Genomic DNA, 18852 nt, shown 5'->3' on the forward strand with positions numbered 1-18852 from the left:
ACAGTACTAAAGATTAAAGGCCGGCTTTAATTTTACGGGCCTGATGCAACTTCTTGTAGCTCTCGATAAGACGCAGGTGCGGCTCTATCCCTTCCAGCGCCATGCTGGTCTCGGTAAGGCCTGAGAAGCGCACCTCGCCGTTCACCGAACCTACCACCTGAGCCATCACCTCTTCACCAAACATGCGGGTAAAGTTACCGATGAAGTGTTCAAGCTCGAGCTCTTCATCCAGAGTTACCTCGAGTACCGCGCTCATCGCCTGGTAGAAGAGGCCACGCTGCACCGTGTTGTCGTTGAACTGCAGGAAGTCTTCCACCAGCTCCAGCGCCTCTTCGTGTGCGCCCAACGCCAGATAGATGAGGATCTTCAGCTCGATAATGGTCAGCTGTCCCCAGACGGTGTTTTCGTCGAAGACGATGCCGATCAGGGTACGGATATCCGTGTAGTTATCCAGCTGACTCTCTTCCAGACGATTGACCAGATCGGCAAGCTCATCATCGCTCAGTCTGTGCAGGTTAAGGATATCTTCACGATAGTCCAGCGCCTTGTTGGTGTTGTCCCAGATGAGGTCGTCCACCGGATAAACCTCAGAGTAATCAGGCACCAGGATGCGGCAGGCAGACGCGCCAAGTTCTTCAAACTCGGCGACATAGACCTCTTTGCCTAGGCTTTCCAGGATGCCGAACAGCCCCTTGGCCTCCTCCTCGTTGGTGCCGGAGAAGTCCCACTCGCAGAACTCATAGTCCGCCTTGTTACTGAAGAAGCGCCAGGAGATCACCCCGGTCGAGTCGATAAAGTGCTCGACGAAGTTCTCCGGCTCGCTCACCGCCATGCTGTTAAAGGTCGGCTTAGGCACATCGTTAAGACCCTCGAAGCTACGGCCCTGCAAAAGCTCGGTCAGGCTGCGCTCCAGCGCCACCTCGAAGCTTGGGTGCGCACCGAAGGAAGCGAACACGCCGCCAGTCTTAGGATTCATCAGGGTCACACACATCACGGGGAACTGACCGCCCAGGGAAGCGTCTCTCACCACCACGGGGAAGCCTTGCTCCTCGAGTCCCTTGATACCGGCAAGAATACTAGGGTACTTCTCCAGCACGGCCATAGGCACGTCCGGCAGCACTATCTCCTGCTCGATGATCTGACGCTTCACCGCGCGCTCGAAGATCTCCGACAGGCACTGCACCTCAGCCTCCTGCAGGTTGTTGCCCGCACTCATGCCGTTACTTAAGAACAGGTTCTCAATCAGGTTCGATGGGAAATAGACTGTCTCACCGTCCGAGCGGCGCTTGTAAGGAATAGTGCAGATGCCGCGATCTATGTTGCCCGAGTTGGTATCGATCAGATGCGAGCCGCACAGCTCGCCATCCGGGTTATAGATCTCCAGGCTGTAGTCATCCAGCATGCCTTCAGGCAGCGAGTCGTCATCGGTGAGGGCGAACCACTTCTCGTTGGGGTAGTGCACAAACTCGCTGTTTGCGATATCCAGGCCGAAGAACTGATCGTTGTAGAAGAAGTTACAGTTCAGACGCTCGATAAACTCGCCCAGGGCCGAACAGAGGGCACTCTCCTTGCTCGCGCCCTTACCATTGGTGAAGCACATGGGCGAGGCCGCGTCACGAATATGCAGCGACCAGACGTTGGGCACTATGTTGCGCCAGGAGGAGATCTCTATCTTCATCCCGAGTCCAGCCAGGATCTCCGTCATGTTGGCGATAGTCTGCTCAAGCGGCAGATCTTTACCCAGAATATAGGTGCTGCTGTCGCCTTCAGGCTGGCCCATCAACATGGCGTTGGCATCGGCGTCCAGGTTTTCTACCGTCTCAATCTTAAATTCTGGGCCAGTCTGGACCACCTTTTTCACGGTACAACGGTCGATGGAGCGCAGGATCCCCTCGCGATCTTTGTCCGAGATATCGTCTGGCAGCTCGACCTGGATCTGGAAGATCTGGTTATAGCGATCTTCCGGGTCGACGATATTGTTCTGTGACAGACGAATGTTGTCGGTCGAGATATCGCGCGCCTTACAGTAGACCTTTACGAAATAGGCCGCGCACAAGGCCGACGACGCCAGGAAATAATCAAAGGGGCTAGGCGCCGAGCCGTCACCCTTGTAGCGGATGGGCTGATCGGCGGTGACGGTAAAATCGTCGAATTTGGCTTCGAGTCTGAGGTTATCGAGAAAATTAACTTTGATTTCCATGGGGTGGTTTCCACTGCGCGCCTGTACCCGTGGGCCAGCATGCTTTATTTGAAAATGAGACAATTGAGGGGAATTATCGGTGTTTTTGCCCCATTAGTCTTGGGTTAATTACCGAAAAAGGCCAAATGGGCCGAATTAACCACCGGGGCGACAAAGAAGCTGCGCCGCGCCGGTGGTTAATTTAGAAAATAGATCAAATAAGAGAAACAGATGAGTAGAGCGGATTAAGGCAGCAGCTGGTTCTTCTGCCCCGTCTTGTGTTCATACATCAGGCTGTCGGCCCGCTCTATGATGCTGTCCACATCGTCGGTCTCGTGCAGCAGCTGGGTGCAGCCGAAGCTCAGGCTCCACTCCTTGCCAGTCTTGCCAAGCCCCATGACGCCATAGGCGGCCTGGATCCGCTCCATGATCTCGCTGGCGCAGCTGCCGTCGCAGTCCACAAAGACGATGAGAAACTCATCGCCGCCGATGCGGGCGGCAAAGTCACCGTCGCGGATCGACATGTTGATCACGCTGGCCACGCCCTTGAGCAGATCGTCCCCCGCCTCATGACCGTGCAGATCATTGGTCTTCTTCAGATCGTTCACGTCGATGAAGCTCACCGCCAGCTGCGCCTTTTGACGTCGGCTGCGGCTGATGCTCTTGCCCAGATACTCTATGATGGCGCTGCGGTTATACAGGCCGGTCAGGGCATCGTGGCGGGCGTCGAAGGTAAGCTTACTAAACAGGCGCTGCTGCTCTATCTGAGAACCGGCCAGCTTGTAGGCCAGGAAGATAAACATGGGCGACACCAACAAGAAGGCGAACAGGGCACTGTTGTTGAGGTTCTGCTGCGCGGCCTGAATGGTGCTTTCGGGCACAAACATCACCAGGTAGGCGCTTTCCCTATTCACTATGTTAAACAGCGAATGGGGCGCCAGCTTGAAGCGGCTGAAATAGTACTCGCCATCGTCCGTCACCACCTTGCCCAGCTCCGCCTTTTGCATCTGGCGCCAGGCAGTTGGATACTCGCTGTCAAAGCCCAGCTGCTCACGTTCGGGGAACATGAAACGCCACTCCTTGTCGGCCTGCTCTCCCTTGAGATAGAAACCTTTGTGATTCAGCAGATAGACCCTGTCACCCTCATGCACATTCAAATCGTCGATGATCTGCAAAAGGTCTTTACCCTTGTAGTTGATCACCCCGGCGCCGATAAAATCCCCCGCCTTACTGTAGATGGGCGTGGCGAAACGTATGGTGGGCTTAAGGGGCTGCTCCACCTCACCGTGCTCCACGTTGAGATCGAACGGCGAGGCATAGATCTCCTCGGGCTTGAGTCCGGCAAGCTCGCGAAAATAGTAGCGGTCGGCCTTATTCTGCAGCGCCTCGTCCGGCACCAGTTGGAGGCTATTATCCCGCTGCTGATCGATACGGATCACCTCGTCGCCCCTGTCATTGAGCAGGCGGAGCTGATCGTAATGTTTATAGAGATTGCCTATCTGGAACATCAACGAGGTGAGGTACCCCTTAGCCTTAGGATCTTTCTCCTCCAGGGTCGACACCGCCAACTCGCTGTGAGCGTAATAGGCAAGGTCGGTGCCGACGATATTGAGCTCGGCCAGCAGACTCGCCTGCATGTTGCCAAGCTCGGCATATTGGCGCATCTCTCGCTCGCGGGAGATATTGCCGCTGGACATCAGATAGACAATTGCCAGTACGGCAGACAGGAACAGCAGGAGCAGCAGTGAATACACCATGCTCTTCTTGTATTTAGCGTAGGTCAGGTTAACTTCCTGAGGGGCATCTCTATCCATAATGGCGATATGTTTTACTCATCCAGATTCATTAAGACGGCCAGCCGAGCAGGCCTAATTCCGACACAGTATAAATTACCTTGTCATTCAAAACCTTAACCTTGTTCTAAAAACTGACCTTTTAATTCAGCATCTGCTAATTATACATGAGCATAGGGCTACTGAGCGGACCGCCCTAAAGGCCCAAAATACAAGGCGCCTAAATACAAGGCCCCCAGGGGCAACGACTCCCCAGGCAACGACTCCACAGGCAAATATAGTAGAGGCGGTCAGGCTCTGACAGACAAGCTATGACTTTCGAGCTATGACTTTGGAGCTATAACAATCGAGCGAGGACAGGCCGACTAATCTTGCTGTTTCTCTGCTTCGGGCTTAACCATAGCTTCGCTGTTAACCTGAGCTTCGCGCTTAACCAGGATAAAGGTGAGATACATCTTGGTCGGCAAGGAGAGCACCATGCCGAAGGCCACACAAACGGCGCTGATGATAATGCCGGTCACTCCCATGGCCTCCATGGTTTCACTAAAGTTATGCAGATAGATCCCCAGCAAAATCAGGCAGAGCCCAATGACGATACAGGTCTTGAGCAGCCGAATCAGCTTAGCATCCGCCTCCTTTTCCTCTGTCACCCCAGCCTCCTGTAACTACATATCTAAACTGCCTAATATACTGACCACTTATTAACCGCCAAGCCATGACGGAGATCAAAGCCTAGGTGAGTGCTGCGCATAATCGAAGGGACCAAAGCAGAGACTGACGCTCACATGCAGGGAGTAATGGCGAGCGAGATCTCCGGCGCAGTCAGCAGCGCGTCCAGCTCATGGGGCTGTGAGTGAAACCAGAAATCCAGCGCCTGGGGCTCAATAAGCAGCGGCATGCGATGATGATAGGGCGCGCAGCTGGCTATCGGCTTGGTGGTAAGGGTTACCAGAGCATGGCTGCCATCAATCTGAGGATAGAGGATCCCCGCCATCAAGAGCGGCTGTCCGTCACGGCCTTGAAACAGATACTTCTGCTTGGCGCCGCCCGCCTGCTGCCACTCATACCAACCGCTACAGGGCACCACAGCCCTATGCAGGGCAAAGGCCTGGGCGAAGGTGCGCTTCTGCCTCACCGTCTCGGCCTGGGCATTGATCAGCAGCCGCTTGGCCCAATCAGGCTTAATCCCCCAGCTGGCATCCACCTGCCGCAGGGCGCCGCCGTCCAGCGCTATGGTCCCAAGCTGCTGGGTGGGCCGGAGGTCGTTATTGCTCTCGCTATGAAACTTGATCCCCAGCTGACCCGACACCCAGTCGCACAGGGGATCGCTTATCACATTGAGTCGACCACACATAGTCTGTTCCCTCTTCACTGGATGCTTGCAACTGGCTTCTCCCCAATTGAGCCGAGCCAAATGATTGGCTTGCCCTAAGGAGCATAAAAGATAGCCTTCAAGCTAAAACACTCGGCCTGCGCTGTCCACTTTCGCTTTAGGCTAGGCTCTTTATACTGATCTTAGCAGCGCTCTTAACAAAGCTATTAACGCCGCTCTTAACATCAAGAGAAAATCTGCTTTGCCATTGCCGTTTCAGCGAAAGGTTCTGACTCAGGATGTGGCGGGCAGATAATCTTCTAAACCGCCCTACTCCTATCTCTAAAACCATCCTCACAACCTTCATCATTGCCTCTTTGCATCACCCCTTCATTCGTTCGGCAATACAGGCCACCAAGCCGAGACCTTAATGACAGCAATGTTAATCTTCTGTGATTAATCACACACTTAGGCTAATGCTTAGGTTTCTTTTCGCCGCGGCTATAGGTATAGTTTTTAACAAAAGTAACCCCAGTTCGTGGCGCATCTAATCTATCACTCAGTCCAACTCGCGCCATGACACCTCAGCTCGGACACGGAAGAGATAATGATAAAACTGATCATTCTTGGCTGTTTTGTGGCATGGATGTTTATTCGCAAGCTCAGCAAGTCTAAACCCGACTCGATTTGGCGACTCAAGCTAAGACGACTCGCCCGTTACCTGATGATAGGCGCCGCCGCCTGGTTTGTGGTGATCGCCTTCGGTTCGGTGAAATATCAGATCTACACAGACAAGACATTTACCTACAAGAGCAAGGTACAGACAGTGTTCGCTTGGGAAGAGAACCGCCTGCTGCCCATCAAGGCACTGGCCAAGCCTGTGCTGCTGTCGCTGGATTATCAAACCAGCTTCCCCATGAGCAAGGCCACAGAGAAATCCCTCAGCCAGCAGTTCCCCTACGCGCCGCGCTTTCAGGGAGTGAGCAAATTCTTAGGCACCTTGCTGCTGCTCGTCTGGCTCACCGCCTACCTGTCTCGCCACCGCCATACCGATAAGCGCTGGCAGGAGGCCGTCAGCACAGACACCAAGGCCGGCTACCGCGACTTCTTAACCTGGGCACGCAGCAATCCCCTCAGACGTGCCCACTGCACCCGCTTTATCAAGAAGGCGGATGTCGCCATGCAGTCGATCGATCAGCGTGGGCGCCTGAAACTCGAGATGTACCGCAAGGGCTGGGCCGAGCGAGGACTCAATGCCGAGTTCCTCGACATGCTGCATAAGGTGATCAAGACGGGTCATTCACAGATCAGCGTTAAAGCTACACACATGAGCTGCACCAAACCGGTTAGCGACATAGACATTAATTTGCTCGTCGGCGGCTGGAGTGGCTTAGACCCGCAATATTTCATGCAACGTTACTACGCCAATCGCAAGGCGCGCGCCGAGCAGAAGGCCGAACCCGATGCCTTTGAGGCTCAGCTGCTCAAGACGCCGGAACACCTGCGCTTCACCTACCCCGAGCCCCAGGTTGCCGGCAGAATCATCGAGAAACAGCTCGCCAGCGTGCTGAACCAGGGCAAAAAACGCTTCCTTGGCGACGAGCTGGTGCAGTTCACTCCACATAGCGACATAGGGTTTAAACAACCTGAAGTCAGCCTGGAGTTCAGTTACATGCAGTCCCTCAACGAACAAAACGGTAAACGCTCATCCGGCGTATGGACTGGCGAACTCAGGCACGAGACGATCACCATGGGAGATACCCAATATCCCGGCGGTAATATTCTCTGGCTGGTCTTTGGCTTGGTCTTCGAATGGCGTCTTGTGATAGACGGCGTCGAGGCGGCCAAGGGAGAATATAAATGCTTCCCAGATGCCAACATCTGTAACGTTAGCCGACCCAGCAAACAGAAGATGCCGGAAAAAGCGGAGATCGAAAAAAACATCTTCGACGTGGTCGCCCTCTCCAACATCAGCTCCCTGTTTGCCCAGATGATGGGCATCAAGGAGGCGCAGATTAACGATCATACGATCGAGTTTAATAATCAGACCGCATTTGAAGTCAAACGCCAGACGGAGACTTCGAACCAGCTAGCCCAGAAGCTCGAAGATGCCCTCAGAGGCGAGGCGCTCGACGAGTTGATCAAGAGCAGCGGTGAGGAGCTTTACAAGCAAAACAAAGAGATGGTCGATGCCATGATCCGCGACTATATCGTCAATCACGGTGATACCGATACAGTATTGATGATCATCGACCTACTGGGCGATGCCGCCCCAGAGCTGGCCGCAGGACTGCTGCAGATCATCGGAGGTTCGGATGAATAAATGGATTTTACCTTGCTGTGCGGCGCTGCTACTGATCCTTGCCCCCGAGGTCGCCCACGCCGATCTGAAGCAGAAGATCAAAGATAAGATTGAAGATGGCATCTTCGAGGCCTTCGCCGGTGAACTGGCTCAGCTGCCGGGGCTGTCACACCTAATCGCACAGGTGGAGAGTAACCAATATCAACTGGTGAGCACCAACCAGAATGCCGGCCTGCTGGACCTGGGCCGCAACCCAGATCTCGACAAGGCAACCCTGTCACGTCAGGCCAATGGCACCGGGATAGCGATCAGCCGCCGCGCCTATCTGGCACCCGGCACCTATTGGCTCAAGGCCAGCCCTAAGGACAAGAAGAAGCAGGCCATCACCCGCAAAGTCTATGTTCAGGCCAAGCGTCGCAACATTGCAACCCTCACCTTCTGGGAGAAGGGCCGTAAGAGCTTCCCGCTGGAGATAGTGACCCAGCCGACCACGGCAAAGGTCAGGGTGATGAACATAGGGCCCAAATATGAGTTCGGCATGCCACTGGCCGCCGGAGACTACCAGCTAGAGGTCAGCGAGAAGGGCTATAAGACCCGTAATCTCAAGGTCAGGCTGGACCACAACCAGAACCAATTCGGCGTCATCCTGCAATCGATCGATGGCAAGCCGGTCACAGCCGACACCAGCAGTGCAGATGACGGCAAGGCAAGCACTAAGGTCGCGGAGCCTGAGCAAAGCAGTCAAACCGCCGCCAACGAACAGGCAGATGAGAAAACAGAAAAAGCGACAGACAAGGCTAAGAAGAAGCCTTCGACCACGGTAGAGGTGATTGTCTGGGTGTTGATGATCGGTGGCTTTATCTTTTTCTGCTGGCTCACCTACAAACTGTTCACCTTCATCTTCACCCTGATGGGCAGTGCCTGGCGCAGACTGAACGCCTAGCGCCTTTTATTCTGACCCATAACCACAAGGGGGATAGCCAAATCGGCTATCCCCCTTGTTTTTAAATTAAAAACTTGGTTTAACTATCGGCATCGAACCTGGCCTGGCGCGCCTCGATAATGGTGCACTTGGTCTGCTCCATCAGCTCCCCTAGGGTGATGCCTGGGGTCTCGCGGATCAGGCGCACCAACTTGACGGGCAAGGGTTCTAGCTTGTCGGCATGTAACAGAAGACCCGCCTCGATCTTGGCGATCAGATAGGGCGCCATCGCTGGCTGACACTGCTTAAGCGCCAGGGTAAAGGATTGCACATCCACCGCGCCGCCAGTCAGTTGCCAGTTGCGCGAACGCCGCACCCGCTTAAGGCTGCAGCCAAATTTCACCGCCAGGATTTGCGCCTGAGTCACCTGCTCCCGGCCGATACGATGGATCAGCGAAGGTAAGGCGATGACGATCGCTTCATTCATGGCGACAAAATCCTCAAAATGTGGGCGGCGATAGTAAACAGGCAGGCCATTTTTCCAGCCCAGACACAAAAACTCAAGGCGAACGCTCAACCCTGCTTCTCGCGGTTTCGCCTGCCACCTGTTATTTCTTGAGCCCACCAACACTATTGCCTACAATAGCGCACAACTTTTTTGATGAAGATAACCACTATGACTGACACGAAATCACTACCTGCATTGCCCGATCGCCTATCTGTCAATCCACGTAGCCCACACCATGTGGCCGACTACTTCGAGCACGACATCGGCATTCTCGTTAACGGCAAAGAGCGCTTCAATGTCGAAGAGTATTGCATCAGTGAAGGCTGGGTGAAGATCCCTAGCCCTAAAGCCCTAGACCGTCACGGCCAACCGCTGATGATGACAGTCAAAGGCACCATCGAAGCTTTCTATAAGTAAAGCGACAAGCTGAGATTAAGACACGACACTAAAGGGGAGCCCAGGCTTCCCTTTTTCATGCCTGCATTTCTTCTCTTATCCTATAGGTCTAGCCATATTTGCTAATCTAGCCAATCAGTTAGATTCAGCTTAAATGCCACCTGGCTCACCTCTTGGCCATATCTGTTAATCAACTCTCATTTGCGCCAAACAAGTTGCATCCACATCACGCTTCTGTAAACGCCAGATTGCCTTTGGGTTAATTTTGCCACTTAATATCCATTAGATTTTTCTTATATCTAGTCAAAATTGTCTTAGGCTGGTTCTTATGAAAATAACAATAAAAGCTAAACTAATCATATTAGTAGGTGCTTTACTTGTCGCGGTATCAGGCTTGTTTATCATCAACACCTATATCATCGCGCAAGAGGTCCTAAAGCAGGAACAGAGCAACATCAACCAACAGGTTGAAGCCCTCATCAAACAGAACCTCATCGGCCAAGTCGACACCCTCAGCCGCTCCGTCAACGACTTCTACCAACAGTCCCGAGAAGCCAATATCAAGCAGGCGCTGGGGGATGAGATAAAGATGTTCCACGATGTCATTAATCGCATGTACGAGAACAACCTCACCGACGATGCCGCCATGATGGTTTACACCTTCCTCAATGAGTATCAATGGGGTAACGGCCGCTACCTGTTTGCCTACAATGCTGACACCCTGGAGAATGAGGCATCCGGCATGGGCGGCGTCTCCATGGGTAACAGCCGCGATGCCCTGGACGAGAAAGGTAACTACTATGCCCGGGACATAGTCGCCGCCGCTAGGGCCAATCCTATTGGATTTACCAGCTACTTCTTCTCCAACCCATCGACCGGTCAGGTGGAAGAGAAACTCTCGGCCTCCTTCTACTTCGAGCCGCTCAATCTGGTGATCGCCACCGGGGAATATGTTAGCACATTGAAACAAGACAAACTTAACAGCGCGCTGCAGACCGTGCTGGCCGCCAAGTTTGGCGAAGACGGCCACTTCTGGATACAGGACAGTAGCGGCAAGATATTAGCCCACTCGCAGTCATCTCAAATAGGCCAAGTCACACCAAACGCCGCCAAGGCGAAACAGGCACTCGGTAACCAAGCGGATGCCTTCGTCGCCTTACCTGTCACCGACCCTAAGACCCACAGCCAAGAGACGCAGATCGCCTATGTCAGAAAGATCCTCCCCGAGTGGGGCTGGGTGATAGGCACGGGCACCTATGAGTCCAACATCAGCGCCATCGAACAGGGGCTCACCGCTGGCACTGAGGCGATATTCAAACAGAAAATTTACCGCAGCATCGCCATTGCCAGCCTGCTTATCATCATCGCCCTGACGTTTTGCGTATTCCTGCTCAACAAGATCATCGCCGACATGGTGATGCTGAAAAACCGCATCGACACCCTCTCCACCGGCGACGCCGACCTCACCTCCAGGCTGGCCATATCCAGCAAGGATGAACTGGCGGCCATCGGCCACTCGGTTAACAGCTTCATCGGCTACCTGCAGGCGATGATGCTGGAGATCTCCCACGCCTCACAGAAGATCACCCAGGGGATAGGCCAACTCGACAGCCACTCGGAAAACAATCGTCAGGCGCTGAGTAAACACAGCAGCGAGACTGAGCTTGTAGTCACCGCCATCAGCCAGATGAATGCCTCGGCAGACGCCGTGGCCCAGAGCGCGGGCAAGATGGCCACCAGCACGCATCAGGCCAACGAAGAGGCCAAGACCTCGACACTCACCGTCTCGGATGCCGCCGGCAGTGTCCAGGCACTGGCAAGCGAGATGAACTCGGCCAGCCAGAGCATTCACACTATGAGCGAGAACACCAATCAGATCATCTCGGTATTGGGGGTGATCAAAGAGATCGCCGATCAGACCAACCTGCTGGCACTTAATGCCGCCATCGAGGCGGCCCGGGCGGGCGAGCAGGGACGCGGCTTTGCCGTGGTGGCCGATGAGGTGCGCTCACTCGCCTCACGCACCCAGTCCTGCACCACACAGATAGAGCAGATCCTCTCCACCCTGAGACGCGACGCCGACACCGCAGAGCAGCTGATGCTGGAAACCCAAAACAGCTGCCAGCAAGTCACCCAAAATACCGCCCGCGTCACCTCAAATCTGGGCGCCGTCACCAACTCCATCGCCGAGATCAACGACCTGGGCGGCCAGATCGCCAGCGCCTCAGAGCAGCAGAGCGTGGTAACGGCCGAGATCAGCCAAAACATGCACACCATAGAGGCGATGGCCCAGACCCTGCTGCAAAATGGCCAACAGACACTGGAAAGCACTCAGAGCCTGTCGGCCGCCAATCAACAGCTCAGCGCCATGGTGAGTAAATTCAAGCTAGCCTAGGCTAGTTTCGGCGCCTCTGCTCTGATAGAGGCGCCGACACCTTTAGCCCGCTTAGTTTTACGCGCATTTATCACCGAAAATTCTTGATCCAACACATATCTTTAGCCGTATCACTTTGCTACATTTGGTTATCAAAATGTAAAATCTTGACCTGGCTTGATATGACTATGCTTATCAAGACGTTAGTTGCTAATACCTTAGCTACGACTAACCTAGTTATTAGGAAATGGATTCGAGAGGTTATCGTGACTCGGTTACTCATCACACTCATCTCGCTGACCTTATTGGCCACCACTACGCTCAGCGCGGATGTCAGTGCCAAGACACTGAGATTCGCCGTAGTGCCAAAATTTTACGGCGCTTTCTTCGATCAGAGTAAGCTCGGCTGCGAAGCCGCCGCAAGGCAGCTCAAGGATGTCGAGTGTATCTATCTGGGGCCAGAGATCTCCAGCGTGCGCCTGCAAGATAAGGTGATCGAGCAGCTTATCGACCAAGGCATAGACGGCATTGCCGTAGCCATCACCCAGTCTAAGTTTCTCGCTGAAAACAGTCTCACCAAGGCCAAGGCCGCCGGCATCCCGGTGATCACCTATGACTCAGATTTCGACGCCCCAACCCTGGCCGAACATCAAGATCTACGCCGCGCCTACATAGGTACCGACAACTTTGCCTTTGGCCTGGCACTGGGCGAGCAACTCAAAAAACTCAGGCCCAATGGCGGTACCCTGATCATCCAAACTGGCCGCCCCGATTCTCCCAACCTCAACCTGAGGATCATGGGCATTCGCAGTGCACTATCTGGCAAAACCTATGAAAGCCCTCCAGGCAAGCGGCTACAAAACGATAACGGCTGGACAGAGATCAGGGAGCCCTTCTCTAACTTCGATCAGCTCAGTCAGGCGGTGAAGCAGATGGAGTCTGTCATGAAAGGTAAACCCATCAAGGCCGACTCCTTTATCGCAGTGGGCGGCTGGCCGCAAAACGATGAGGCCCTGTATCGCAAGATGATAGCGCCCTATAAAATCAAGCTAAATAACAAAGAGATAATCGTGATTATCTCAGATGCGGCGCCGCCTCAGCTGGCCATGTTGCAAGACCGCCTCGCCCATACCAACATAGGCCAGAGCCCCTACGAGATGGGCCGCCAGGCGATCTTCACACTGCACAAAATTGTCAGCGACCAGGCCTTCGAGCAGATAGTCTTTACCCCCATCAAACTCTGCACACCCGAAAACGCCGAGACCTGCACCAAGAGCGTCAGCGACTGAATCAGTGACATTTTTGTCCCCTAGTTAGATGAGTTAACCGGCCGGTAGACTTGGTTGATGAGCGCCGCCGCGATCGTAGTGGCCGGGTCGCGCCCATCCACGCTAGGGGCCAAGTTGGTCCAAACCACCAGGGTCACCTTGTTATCTGGGTCATGGCCCATGAAAGAGTTATAACCCGGCAGCTCGCCTGTATGACCATAGAGCTGGCCAAACTTGGCGATGCCCAGGCCATAGTAGGCGGTGTTGGGATTGTCGGGATCGATAGGCTTTACGCTCGCCAGACGCAGTTTCTGCATCTCCTCATTTAACAGTTTGCCGCCAACCAAGGCCTCGACCCAGACCAGCAGCTCCCTGGCGGTCGATATCCCCGCGCCAGCCGCCCAGCCCCAGGAGGGATTAGCCTCGGTCTGATCCCCCGGCATTATCACCCCATCACGCGCCTCCTGCTGCATCGCCTCAGGCAGCGCCCCGTCCATGGTCAACACATTGGTGCCATACATATAGCCGTGGGCGTAGGGCTCGGGCAGCACGTTATCTGTGATCTTAGGAAACAGGGTTTGTGTCATGCCTAGGGGAGCAAACAGGCGGCGCTGCATGATCTCAGGCAAGGTGCTGTCATCAAGCTTCTGGGCGATCAGGCCAAGCAATACCGTATTAGTGTTGGAATAGCCAAAGTCTGTGCCCGGCATAAAATCCAGCGGAGAGTCAAAACTCAGCTTAAGCAGCTCAGCTTGGGGCCAAGCATAAGCGGGATCCTGATCTAAGATCTGATTCAGCGCCAATGTGGTGGTGTAGTTATGTAGGCCGCTCTCCATCGACAGCAGCTGAGCTATGGTGATCTGCTCGCCGCTCGGCACGCCAGTCCAGTGCATGGCCACAGGATCTTCTAGCTGGAGCTTGCCCTCCTGCACCATCTGCAAGATGATAGTGCCGACCCAGGTCTTGGTATTGGAACCAATCCGCAGGTGCTGATCGAAACGGGTCGGCTCGCTGCCGCCATACCGGCTCACCCCATAGTTGTACTCAAAGTTCCCCTTGGGGGTATGCAGTATCACCACGGCGCCCGGCACCAGCATATCCTCGGCCAGCTCTGCCACCGTCTGCTGCATCTTGGCCGAGTCGATGGCGTTTAGCGCCTCCTCATCGTCACTGTTGCAGCCACTGACCAGGACACCGGCCAGGATACTGGCAAAGGCGACTAACAAGGCACTCACTAGGTTGCTCGCCCAGGCTCTCAGCCCTGCTTTATCCTTTCTAGACTTGCGCTGTCCCCACATATTTTTCAACATCATTTGGCACTCCCTTTGTCATCCTGCATCCAGGAACCGCACTCAGCCAGCTTAAAAACCGACCATCCATTGCAATACCCCAAGCTAGTCTGGTTTCGATTGGGATTCAAGCTATGTTGGCAAAGCTGCTACTGAAAAGACTGCGAGTTGAAAAAGCGAGGGACAAGGCTTATTGTGCAAACAAATCAACCGGCAATGACGCCAACCTCAAGAGATGGATGTTCGATGAACCTCAACCTTTTATTTGCAATGGCCTTTGGCTTTATCATCATTTTGACTCTGCTGTCGCGACTAGGCAGTAGCACCAGCAGTCGCCACTACCAATATCGTAAACATAAAGCCCTGTTTACCCCCGCCGAGCGATCGTTTCTGGGGGTGTTAGATAACGCCGTTGGCGAGCAATACCGTATCCTTGGCAAGGTACGCATTGCCGATGTGATCACTCCAGAAAAGGGGATGACGCGCCAACACTGGCAAAATGCTTTCAACAAGATCTCCGCCAAACACTTTGACTTTGTGTTGTGCGACAAGCAGACCCTGGACGTTATCGCCGCCATCGAGCTCGACGACAAGAGCCACAAACAAGCCAAGACCATAGCGCGCGACCAACTGGTGGAGGATGCCTGTCGCACCGCGGGGCTTCCTCTGATTCGGTTCGACGCCAAACGCAGTTATCATGTCGAAAGCGTAAGAACCACTATCGCGTCGACACTCGAGCCAGAATTTGAACCCGAGATTGAAACCATTCCTCAGATAATCGCGAGTAGAGATTGATCGGCCAGGGCCTTGGAAAATAACCAAGGCCCCCATGATGAGTTCATATCAATGTGTTAGTGATGATGAATTAACGCAAGAACACTCAATCTGCCAGACTTTGCTTTGTGTTGGGCGCGGCTTGATTTATCATTGTTCTCGACAGAGAATTGTTTCTGGTTAAGTCAATATATTCAGCCATATAGAATAGGAACCCTAAGTAGATGATGAGCAAATGGGCGATACGTTTTTTACAAATGGCCGAACTGGTAGCCTCTTGGAGTAAAGACCCCTCCACCCAAGTGGGCGCCGTGATCACTGAAAACAACCGCATTGTCTCACTGGGATTCAACGGCTACCCGCGCGGGATCTCCGATAGCGCCGAGACAGACAACCGCGAGATGAAACTGCTAAAGACATTGCACGCCGAAGAGAACGCCATTCTCTACGCCAAGCGGGATCTCAGCAGCTGCGAGATCTGGGTGACCCACTTCCCTTGCCCCAACTGCGCCGCCAAGATCATCCAGACTGGGCTAAAGGTGGTCCACAGCCCACAACCCAGCAACGACTTCCTCTCCCGCTGGGGCGATAAGATTAAGGTCAGCCAGGATATGTTTGACCAGGCAGGTGTAGAAGTCGATTGGATGCAGGTTGAGTCAGCACCAACAGAGTAAGTCATCTAACCACCTTGTAGAAACGAATTACATTAACGAGCAGGGCTTATGGATTTATCCGGTTTTCTTTTCTGAAAAAAGTATTAAAGGTGCACTTCACCAGTAGACCTAAGCAAATAACACACAACACAGGTAATATATTGAATTTTAATGATTTACATTGGAAGTACTATCAATCTTTCGAGTATGATTTAAATCGGTTATCCCGATATATTGAAATAAACCAAGATAACTTTTCGACATACTCAGTAGAACTAACACGGTTATATCTCTCTTCATGTGCAGAGATTGACACTGTCATGAAAGAAATTTGTTACCTGTTATCCCCAAATGCAAAATCAGATAACATCATGGATTACATGAAGGTAATCGAAAGTAACCTGCATGCTTTCATTACAGAAACTGCAGTCATTGAAAGGTTTAGTATTAGCTGTACACCTTGGAAAGCATGGCAAGAACAAATTAGCCCGAGCTGGTGGAAAAGCCATACCGACGTGAAACACAATAGAAATAAGCATTTCACTAAAGCCAATCTTAAAAATGTGATCGATTCTATATGTGCACTTTACATAGCTAATGTATATCTTCGATATGCACACTTAAAAAGCAATGAAAGTGGTATGGTTTCTAGCCTTTCCGATGCCATCACTTCACTTCCGCGAGATTTAGACCTAATACGAATAGATTGCCGCTTCTCATATTTCTCAGATTGATAAACAATAGATACACAAGGAAGTAACCAATGACATCAAGGCCCAATGCCTCAAAAGCCCGCCACGCCGAATCACTGATCAAGATTGGTGAAAATATCCATAACGCCATTATCCTTACTATATTTGTCGCACCACTGATCTTTCTCGCAAAGGAAGTTTTTGAAGGGAGAATAAAAGGTATTAGTGGTATGGCCTCGCTGTTAATCGAGCATCAAGCACCATTACTTTTCTTATTTAGCTTACTTATTTTATCAGCATTCATCGGCATGCGATTTAAACACTGGGGATTCGACATTCTCGATGAACTCGAAATTGCTAGTGGAAAAAAAGAGGATAACCATAAAATGCCGGAGCTAAGCTAACACAAACCACCACTGTTGCCGGCTAACTTCCCCTCTACTCCCAATGAGACTGCCCCCTAAACACTTAATGTAACAATTGGAAATGTGTAAGTGTTGGAATACATAGCTAATCCCCTTTATTGTCGATAAAGCAAACGGCATACAAGTGACTTCTCAGGGACAGGAAACAAGAAAATTAGGAGCGACAAAATGAAGCTTAGCCATTTCACACTCACAATAATGTTTCTTGCGTTGGCAGGATGCTCGGTCAGCAACCAAGAATCGACAGCCGCAAATCAACAACTCGCCCGACAACAAGCATTCGAAAGCAGTATTCGTTCAATCGACGATGATGGAAACAGCAGCGCATCAACCAATACGTTGGAAGCGCGAATGAAGGCTTATGGCGTCCCAGCGGTGAGCATTGCCGTATTTGATAGCAACCAAGTTATCTGGTCGAAGGGATACGGCAAGCCAGACATAGAATCGAACCAAGGAGTAACCAGGGATACATTATTTCAGGCCGCTTCCATTTCAAAAGCCGTCACCAGTGTCGCAGCATTTAAAATGATTCAGAACGGCAACTTTGAGCTTAATGAAGATGTGAACTTAAAACTAAAACGCTGGCAGGTACCCGAGAACCAATTTACCCAACAACAAAAAGTCACGCCAAGCCGAATCATGAGCCACACATCTGGGCTGAATGTCTCTGGATTTGAAGGTTATGCCCAAAACCAGACTATTCCATCATTAGTTCAAATATTACAAGGCAGTAGCCTGAGTAACTCTCCTGCCGTTAAGGTCTTTCAAACACCAGGTGAATCTGAATATTACTCTGGCGGAGGCATGACAGTCTTGCAACTCTTGATGGAAGACACTAGTGAGCAGCCTTTCTCACAACTGATGCAACAGTTGATACTTAAGCCTTTAAATATGAGCCAAAGCTCATTCGAACTGGCATTGCCAAATGAACTTCAGAGCCAAATTGCAAAAGGATACAATAGCCAGCAATCCATGATTGAAGGGGGCTACCATCTCTACCCAGAGAAGGCGGCAGCAGGTCTATGGAGCACGCCCACCGATTTGGCAAAGTTTATGATAGCACTGGGTAAAGCTTATCGCGGCGAGGATAAAACTTTGCTATCACAACAATCAGCCAAAACCATGTTAACCAGAGTGCCCGGCGCGGGTGGAACAGGCATAGGAATAGATGGTGAAGCAGACGCTTTTCGATTTAGGCATAGCGGCGGAAACGCCGGATACACCTGCTATGCAGTTTCCTTTGCAAATTCGGGACGAGGCTTCGTTGTGATGACCAACTCGGATAACGGCTTCCAATTAATCCACGAAATATCCAGAGCCGTATCGGAGGCTTATGGTTGGTCTCCAATGTGGATGCGTGAATAGTGCCCTTACCGTCTCGCTCCTATTAACCAAGACCACTAAAGCCAGCTACTCCATAATTGCGTCGCTGGCGATGATAAGACAATGAAGTTTGGGGTTTTCGCCGCGGAGTTGACTCAAGTCAATGAGCAGCGAAAATCTCGAACTGAGGCAGTATTATCAAGCCTAAGCAGCAATTAGCGCGATGAGGCCGTGCTGCTGCCCCACCGCATTAGCAACCGCGACCAAGCGGCTTTTTATCTCTTGTTCTATGCCTGTACCGCGCTCAAGCAAGTCATCAACGGCGATGAAGGCGATGGTATTCAGGCGACTGCTCCCATAGTGGTAGGCATAACCCGGTTCGACTATCCAGTTCTCTGAGGTTAACAGCTCAGCCTTGTCATCCAGGCTTCTGATCAGGGTGAAATCGAAAGTTAAGATATGGTCTTCCTTGCCATACCAATCCGCCTTTAACGCCTGGAAATTAATCCACATCTCAAGCTTGGCCAGTAAAGGCTTAAGTAAACTCGAAAATCTATCATCGGCTGTGAAGGTGATGGGGAATCCTTGCTGCATGGCTCTCTTTACCTCTTGCGTAAGCTTTTCGCTTACTTAGCTATCTGC

Annotated in this window: 16 protein-coding genes; 9 read left to right on the forward strand and 7 right to left on the reverse strand. The window is 52.3% G+C overall.

Annotation, left to right across the window (positions count from 1 at the left end; genetic code table 11):
- Positions 1-13: 13 nt before the first annotated feature.
- From K0I31_RS15855 to K0I31_RS15870, 4 genes are all read right to left on the reverse strand, one after another.
- Positions 14-2200, reverse strand: a complete 2187-nt coding sequence (locus K0I31_RS15855; protein WP_220078989.1) for an OsmC domain/YcaO domain-containing protein — start codon at positions 2198-2200, stop codon at positions 14-16.
- 224 nt (positions 2201-2424) lie between these two features.
- Positions 2425-3993 carry a sensor domain-containing diguanylate cyclase gene (locus K0I31_RS15860; protein WP_220072168.1) on the reverse strand — a complete coding sequence of 523 codons (1569 nt, stop codon included), beginning with the start codon at positions 3991-3993 and terminating at the stop codon, positions 2425-2427.
- A gap of 344 nt (positions 3994-4337) precedes the next feature.
- Complete coding sequence (locus K0I31_RS15865; RefSeq protein ID WP_220072169.1) at positions 4338-4622, reverse strand: hypothetical protein; 285 nt, start codon at positions 4620-4622, stop codon at positions 4338-4340.
- A 131-nt stretch (positions 4623-4753) separates the two neighbouring features.
- Positions 4754-5326, reverse strand: coding sequence for an SOS response-associated peptidase (locus K0I31_RS15870; RefSeq protein ID WP_220078990.1), 573 nt, complete (start codon positions 5324-5326; stop codon positions 4754-4756).
- A gap of 565 nt (positions 5327-5891) precedes the next feature.
- On the opposite strand from K0I31_RS15870, the gene K0I31_RS15875 reads away from it, so the two are divergent.
- Both K0I31_RS15875 and K0I31_RS15880 read left to right on the forward strand, forming a co-directional pair.
- Entirely contained in the window at positions 5892-7607 is a 1716-nt protein-coding gene (locus K0I31_RS15875; protein WP_220078991.1) for a hypothetical protein, read from the forward strand.
- Positions 7600-8529: a hypothetical protein gene (locus tag K0I31_RS15880; protein ID WP_220078992.1), complete on the forward strand. Its 930-nt coding sequence runs from the start codon at positions 7600-7602 to the stop codon at positions 8527-8529. The genes K0I31_RS15875 and K0I31_RS15880 overlap by 8 nt, the downstream gene beginning before the upstream one ends.
- Positions 8530-8608: 79 nt before the next feature.
- Here K0I31_RS15880 and K0I31_RS15885 read toward each other — a convergent pair whose 3' ends face one another.
- On the reverse strand, positions 8609-8995 hold the full coding sequence (locus K0I31_RS15885) for a ribosome recycling factor family protein (protein WP_220078993.1): 387 nt from the start codon (positions 8993-8995) through the stop codon (positions 8609-8611).
- Positions 8996-9184: 189 nt separating this feature from the next.
- On the opposite strand from K0I31_RS15885, the gene K0I31_RS15890 reads away from it, so the two are divergent.
- The 3 genes from K0I31_RS15890 to K0I31_RS15900 all read left to right on the forward strand — a co-directional run bounded on the left by K0I31_RS15890 (position 9185) and on the right by K0I31_RS15900 (position 13075).
- Positions 9185-9433 (forward strand): DUF3297 family protein, encoded by a 249-nt coding sequence (locus K0I31_RS15890; RefSeq protein WP_011866839.1) that lies wholly within the window; start codon positions 9185-9187, stop codon positions 9431-9433.
- A 307-nt stretch (positions 9434-9740) separates the two neighbouring features.
- The gene (locus tag K0I31_RS15895; protein ID WP_220078994.1) at positions 9741-11807 is read left to right on the forward strand and encodes a methyl-accepting chemotaxis protein; all 2067 of its coding nucleotides are present in this window, start codon (positions 9741-9743) and stop codon (positions 11805-11807) included.
- A 245-nt stretch (positions 11808-12052) separates the two neighbouring features.
- On the forward strand, positions 12053-13075 hold the full coding sequence (locus tag K0I31_RS15900; protein ID WP_258406523.1) for a substrate-binding domain-containing protein: 1023 nt from the start codon (positions 12053-12055) through the stop codon (positions 13073-13075).
- 20 nt (positions 13076-13095) lie between these two features.
- Here K0I31_RS15900 and K0I31_RS15905 read toward each other — a convergent pair whose 3' ends face one another.
- The gene (locus tag K0I31_RS15905; RefSeq protein WP_220078996.1) at positions 13096-14367 is read right to left on the reverse strand and encodes a serine hydrolase domain-containing protein; all 1272 of its coding nucleotides are present in this window, start codon (positions 14365-14367) and stop codon (positions 13096-13098) included.
- A 222-nt stretch (positions 14368-14589) separates the two neighbouring features.
- Here K0I31_RS15905 and K0I31_RS15910 point away from each other — a divergent pair, with 222 nt between their 5' ends.
- From K0I31_RS15910 to K0I31_RS15925, 4 genes are all read left to right on the forward strand, one after another.
- Positions 14590-15138, forward strand: a complete 549-nt coding sequence (locus tag K0I31_RS15910; RefSeq protein WP_220078997.1) for a DUF2726 domain-containing protein — start codon at positions 14590-14592, stop codon at positions 15136-15138.
- A gap of 203 nt (positions 15139-15341) precedes the next feature.
- Positions 15342-15791, forward strand: a complete 450-nt coding sequence (locus K0I31_RS15915) for a dCMP deaminase family protein (RefSeq protein ID WP_220078998.1) — start codon at positions 15342-15344, stop codon at positions 15789-15791.
- Between the two features lie 742 nt (positions 15792-16533).
- Positions 16534-16866, forward strand: coding sequence for a hypothetical protein (locus tag K0I31_RS15920; RefSeq protein ID WP_220078999.1), 333 nt, complete (start codon positions 16534-16536; stop codon positions 16864-16866).
- Between the two features lie 189 nt (positions 16867-17055).
- Positions 17056-18252: a serine hydrolase domain-containing protein gene (locus tag K0I31_RS15925; protein WP_220079000.1), complete on the forward strand. Its 1197-nt coding sequence runs from the start codon at positions 17056-17058 to the stop codon at positions 18250-18252.
- A 162-nt stretch (positions 18253-18414) separates the two neighbouring features.
- Here the strand turns inward: K0I31_RS15925 and K0I31_RS15930 are convergent, their stop codons facing one another.
- The gene (locus K0I31_RS15930; RefSeq protein ID WP_220079001.1) at positions 18415-18804 is read right to left on the reverse strand and encodes a hypothetical protein; all 390 of its coding nucleotides are present in this window, start codon (positions 18802-18804) and stop codon (positions 18415-18417) included.
- Between the last annotated feature and the right edge of the window lie 48 nt (positions 18805-18852).

Origin of the sequence: Shewanella spartinae, assembly GCF_019457555.1 — a bacterium.
GTDB lineage: Bacteria > Pseudomonadota > Gammaproteobacteria > Enterobacterales > Shewanellaceae > Shewanella > Shewanella loihica.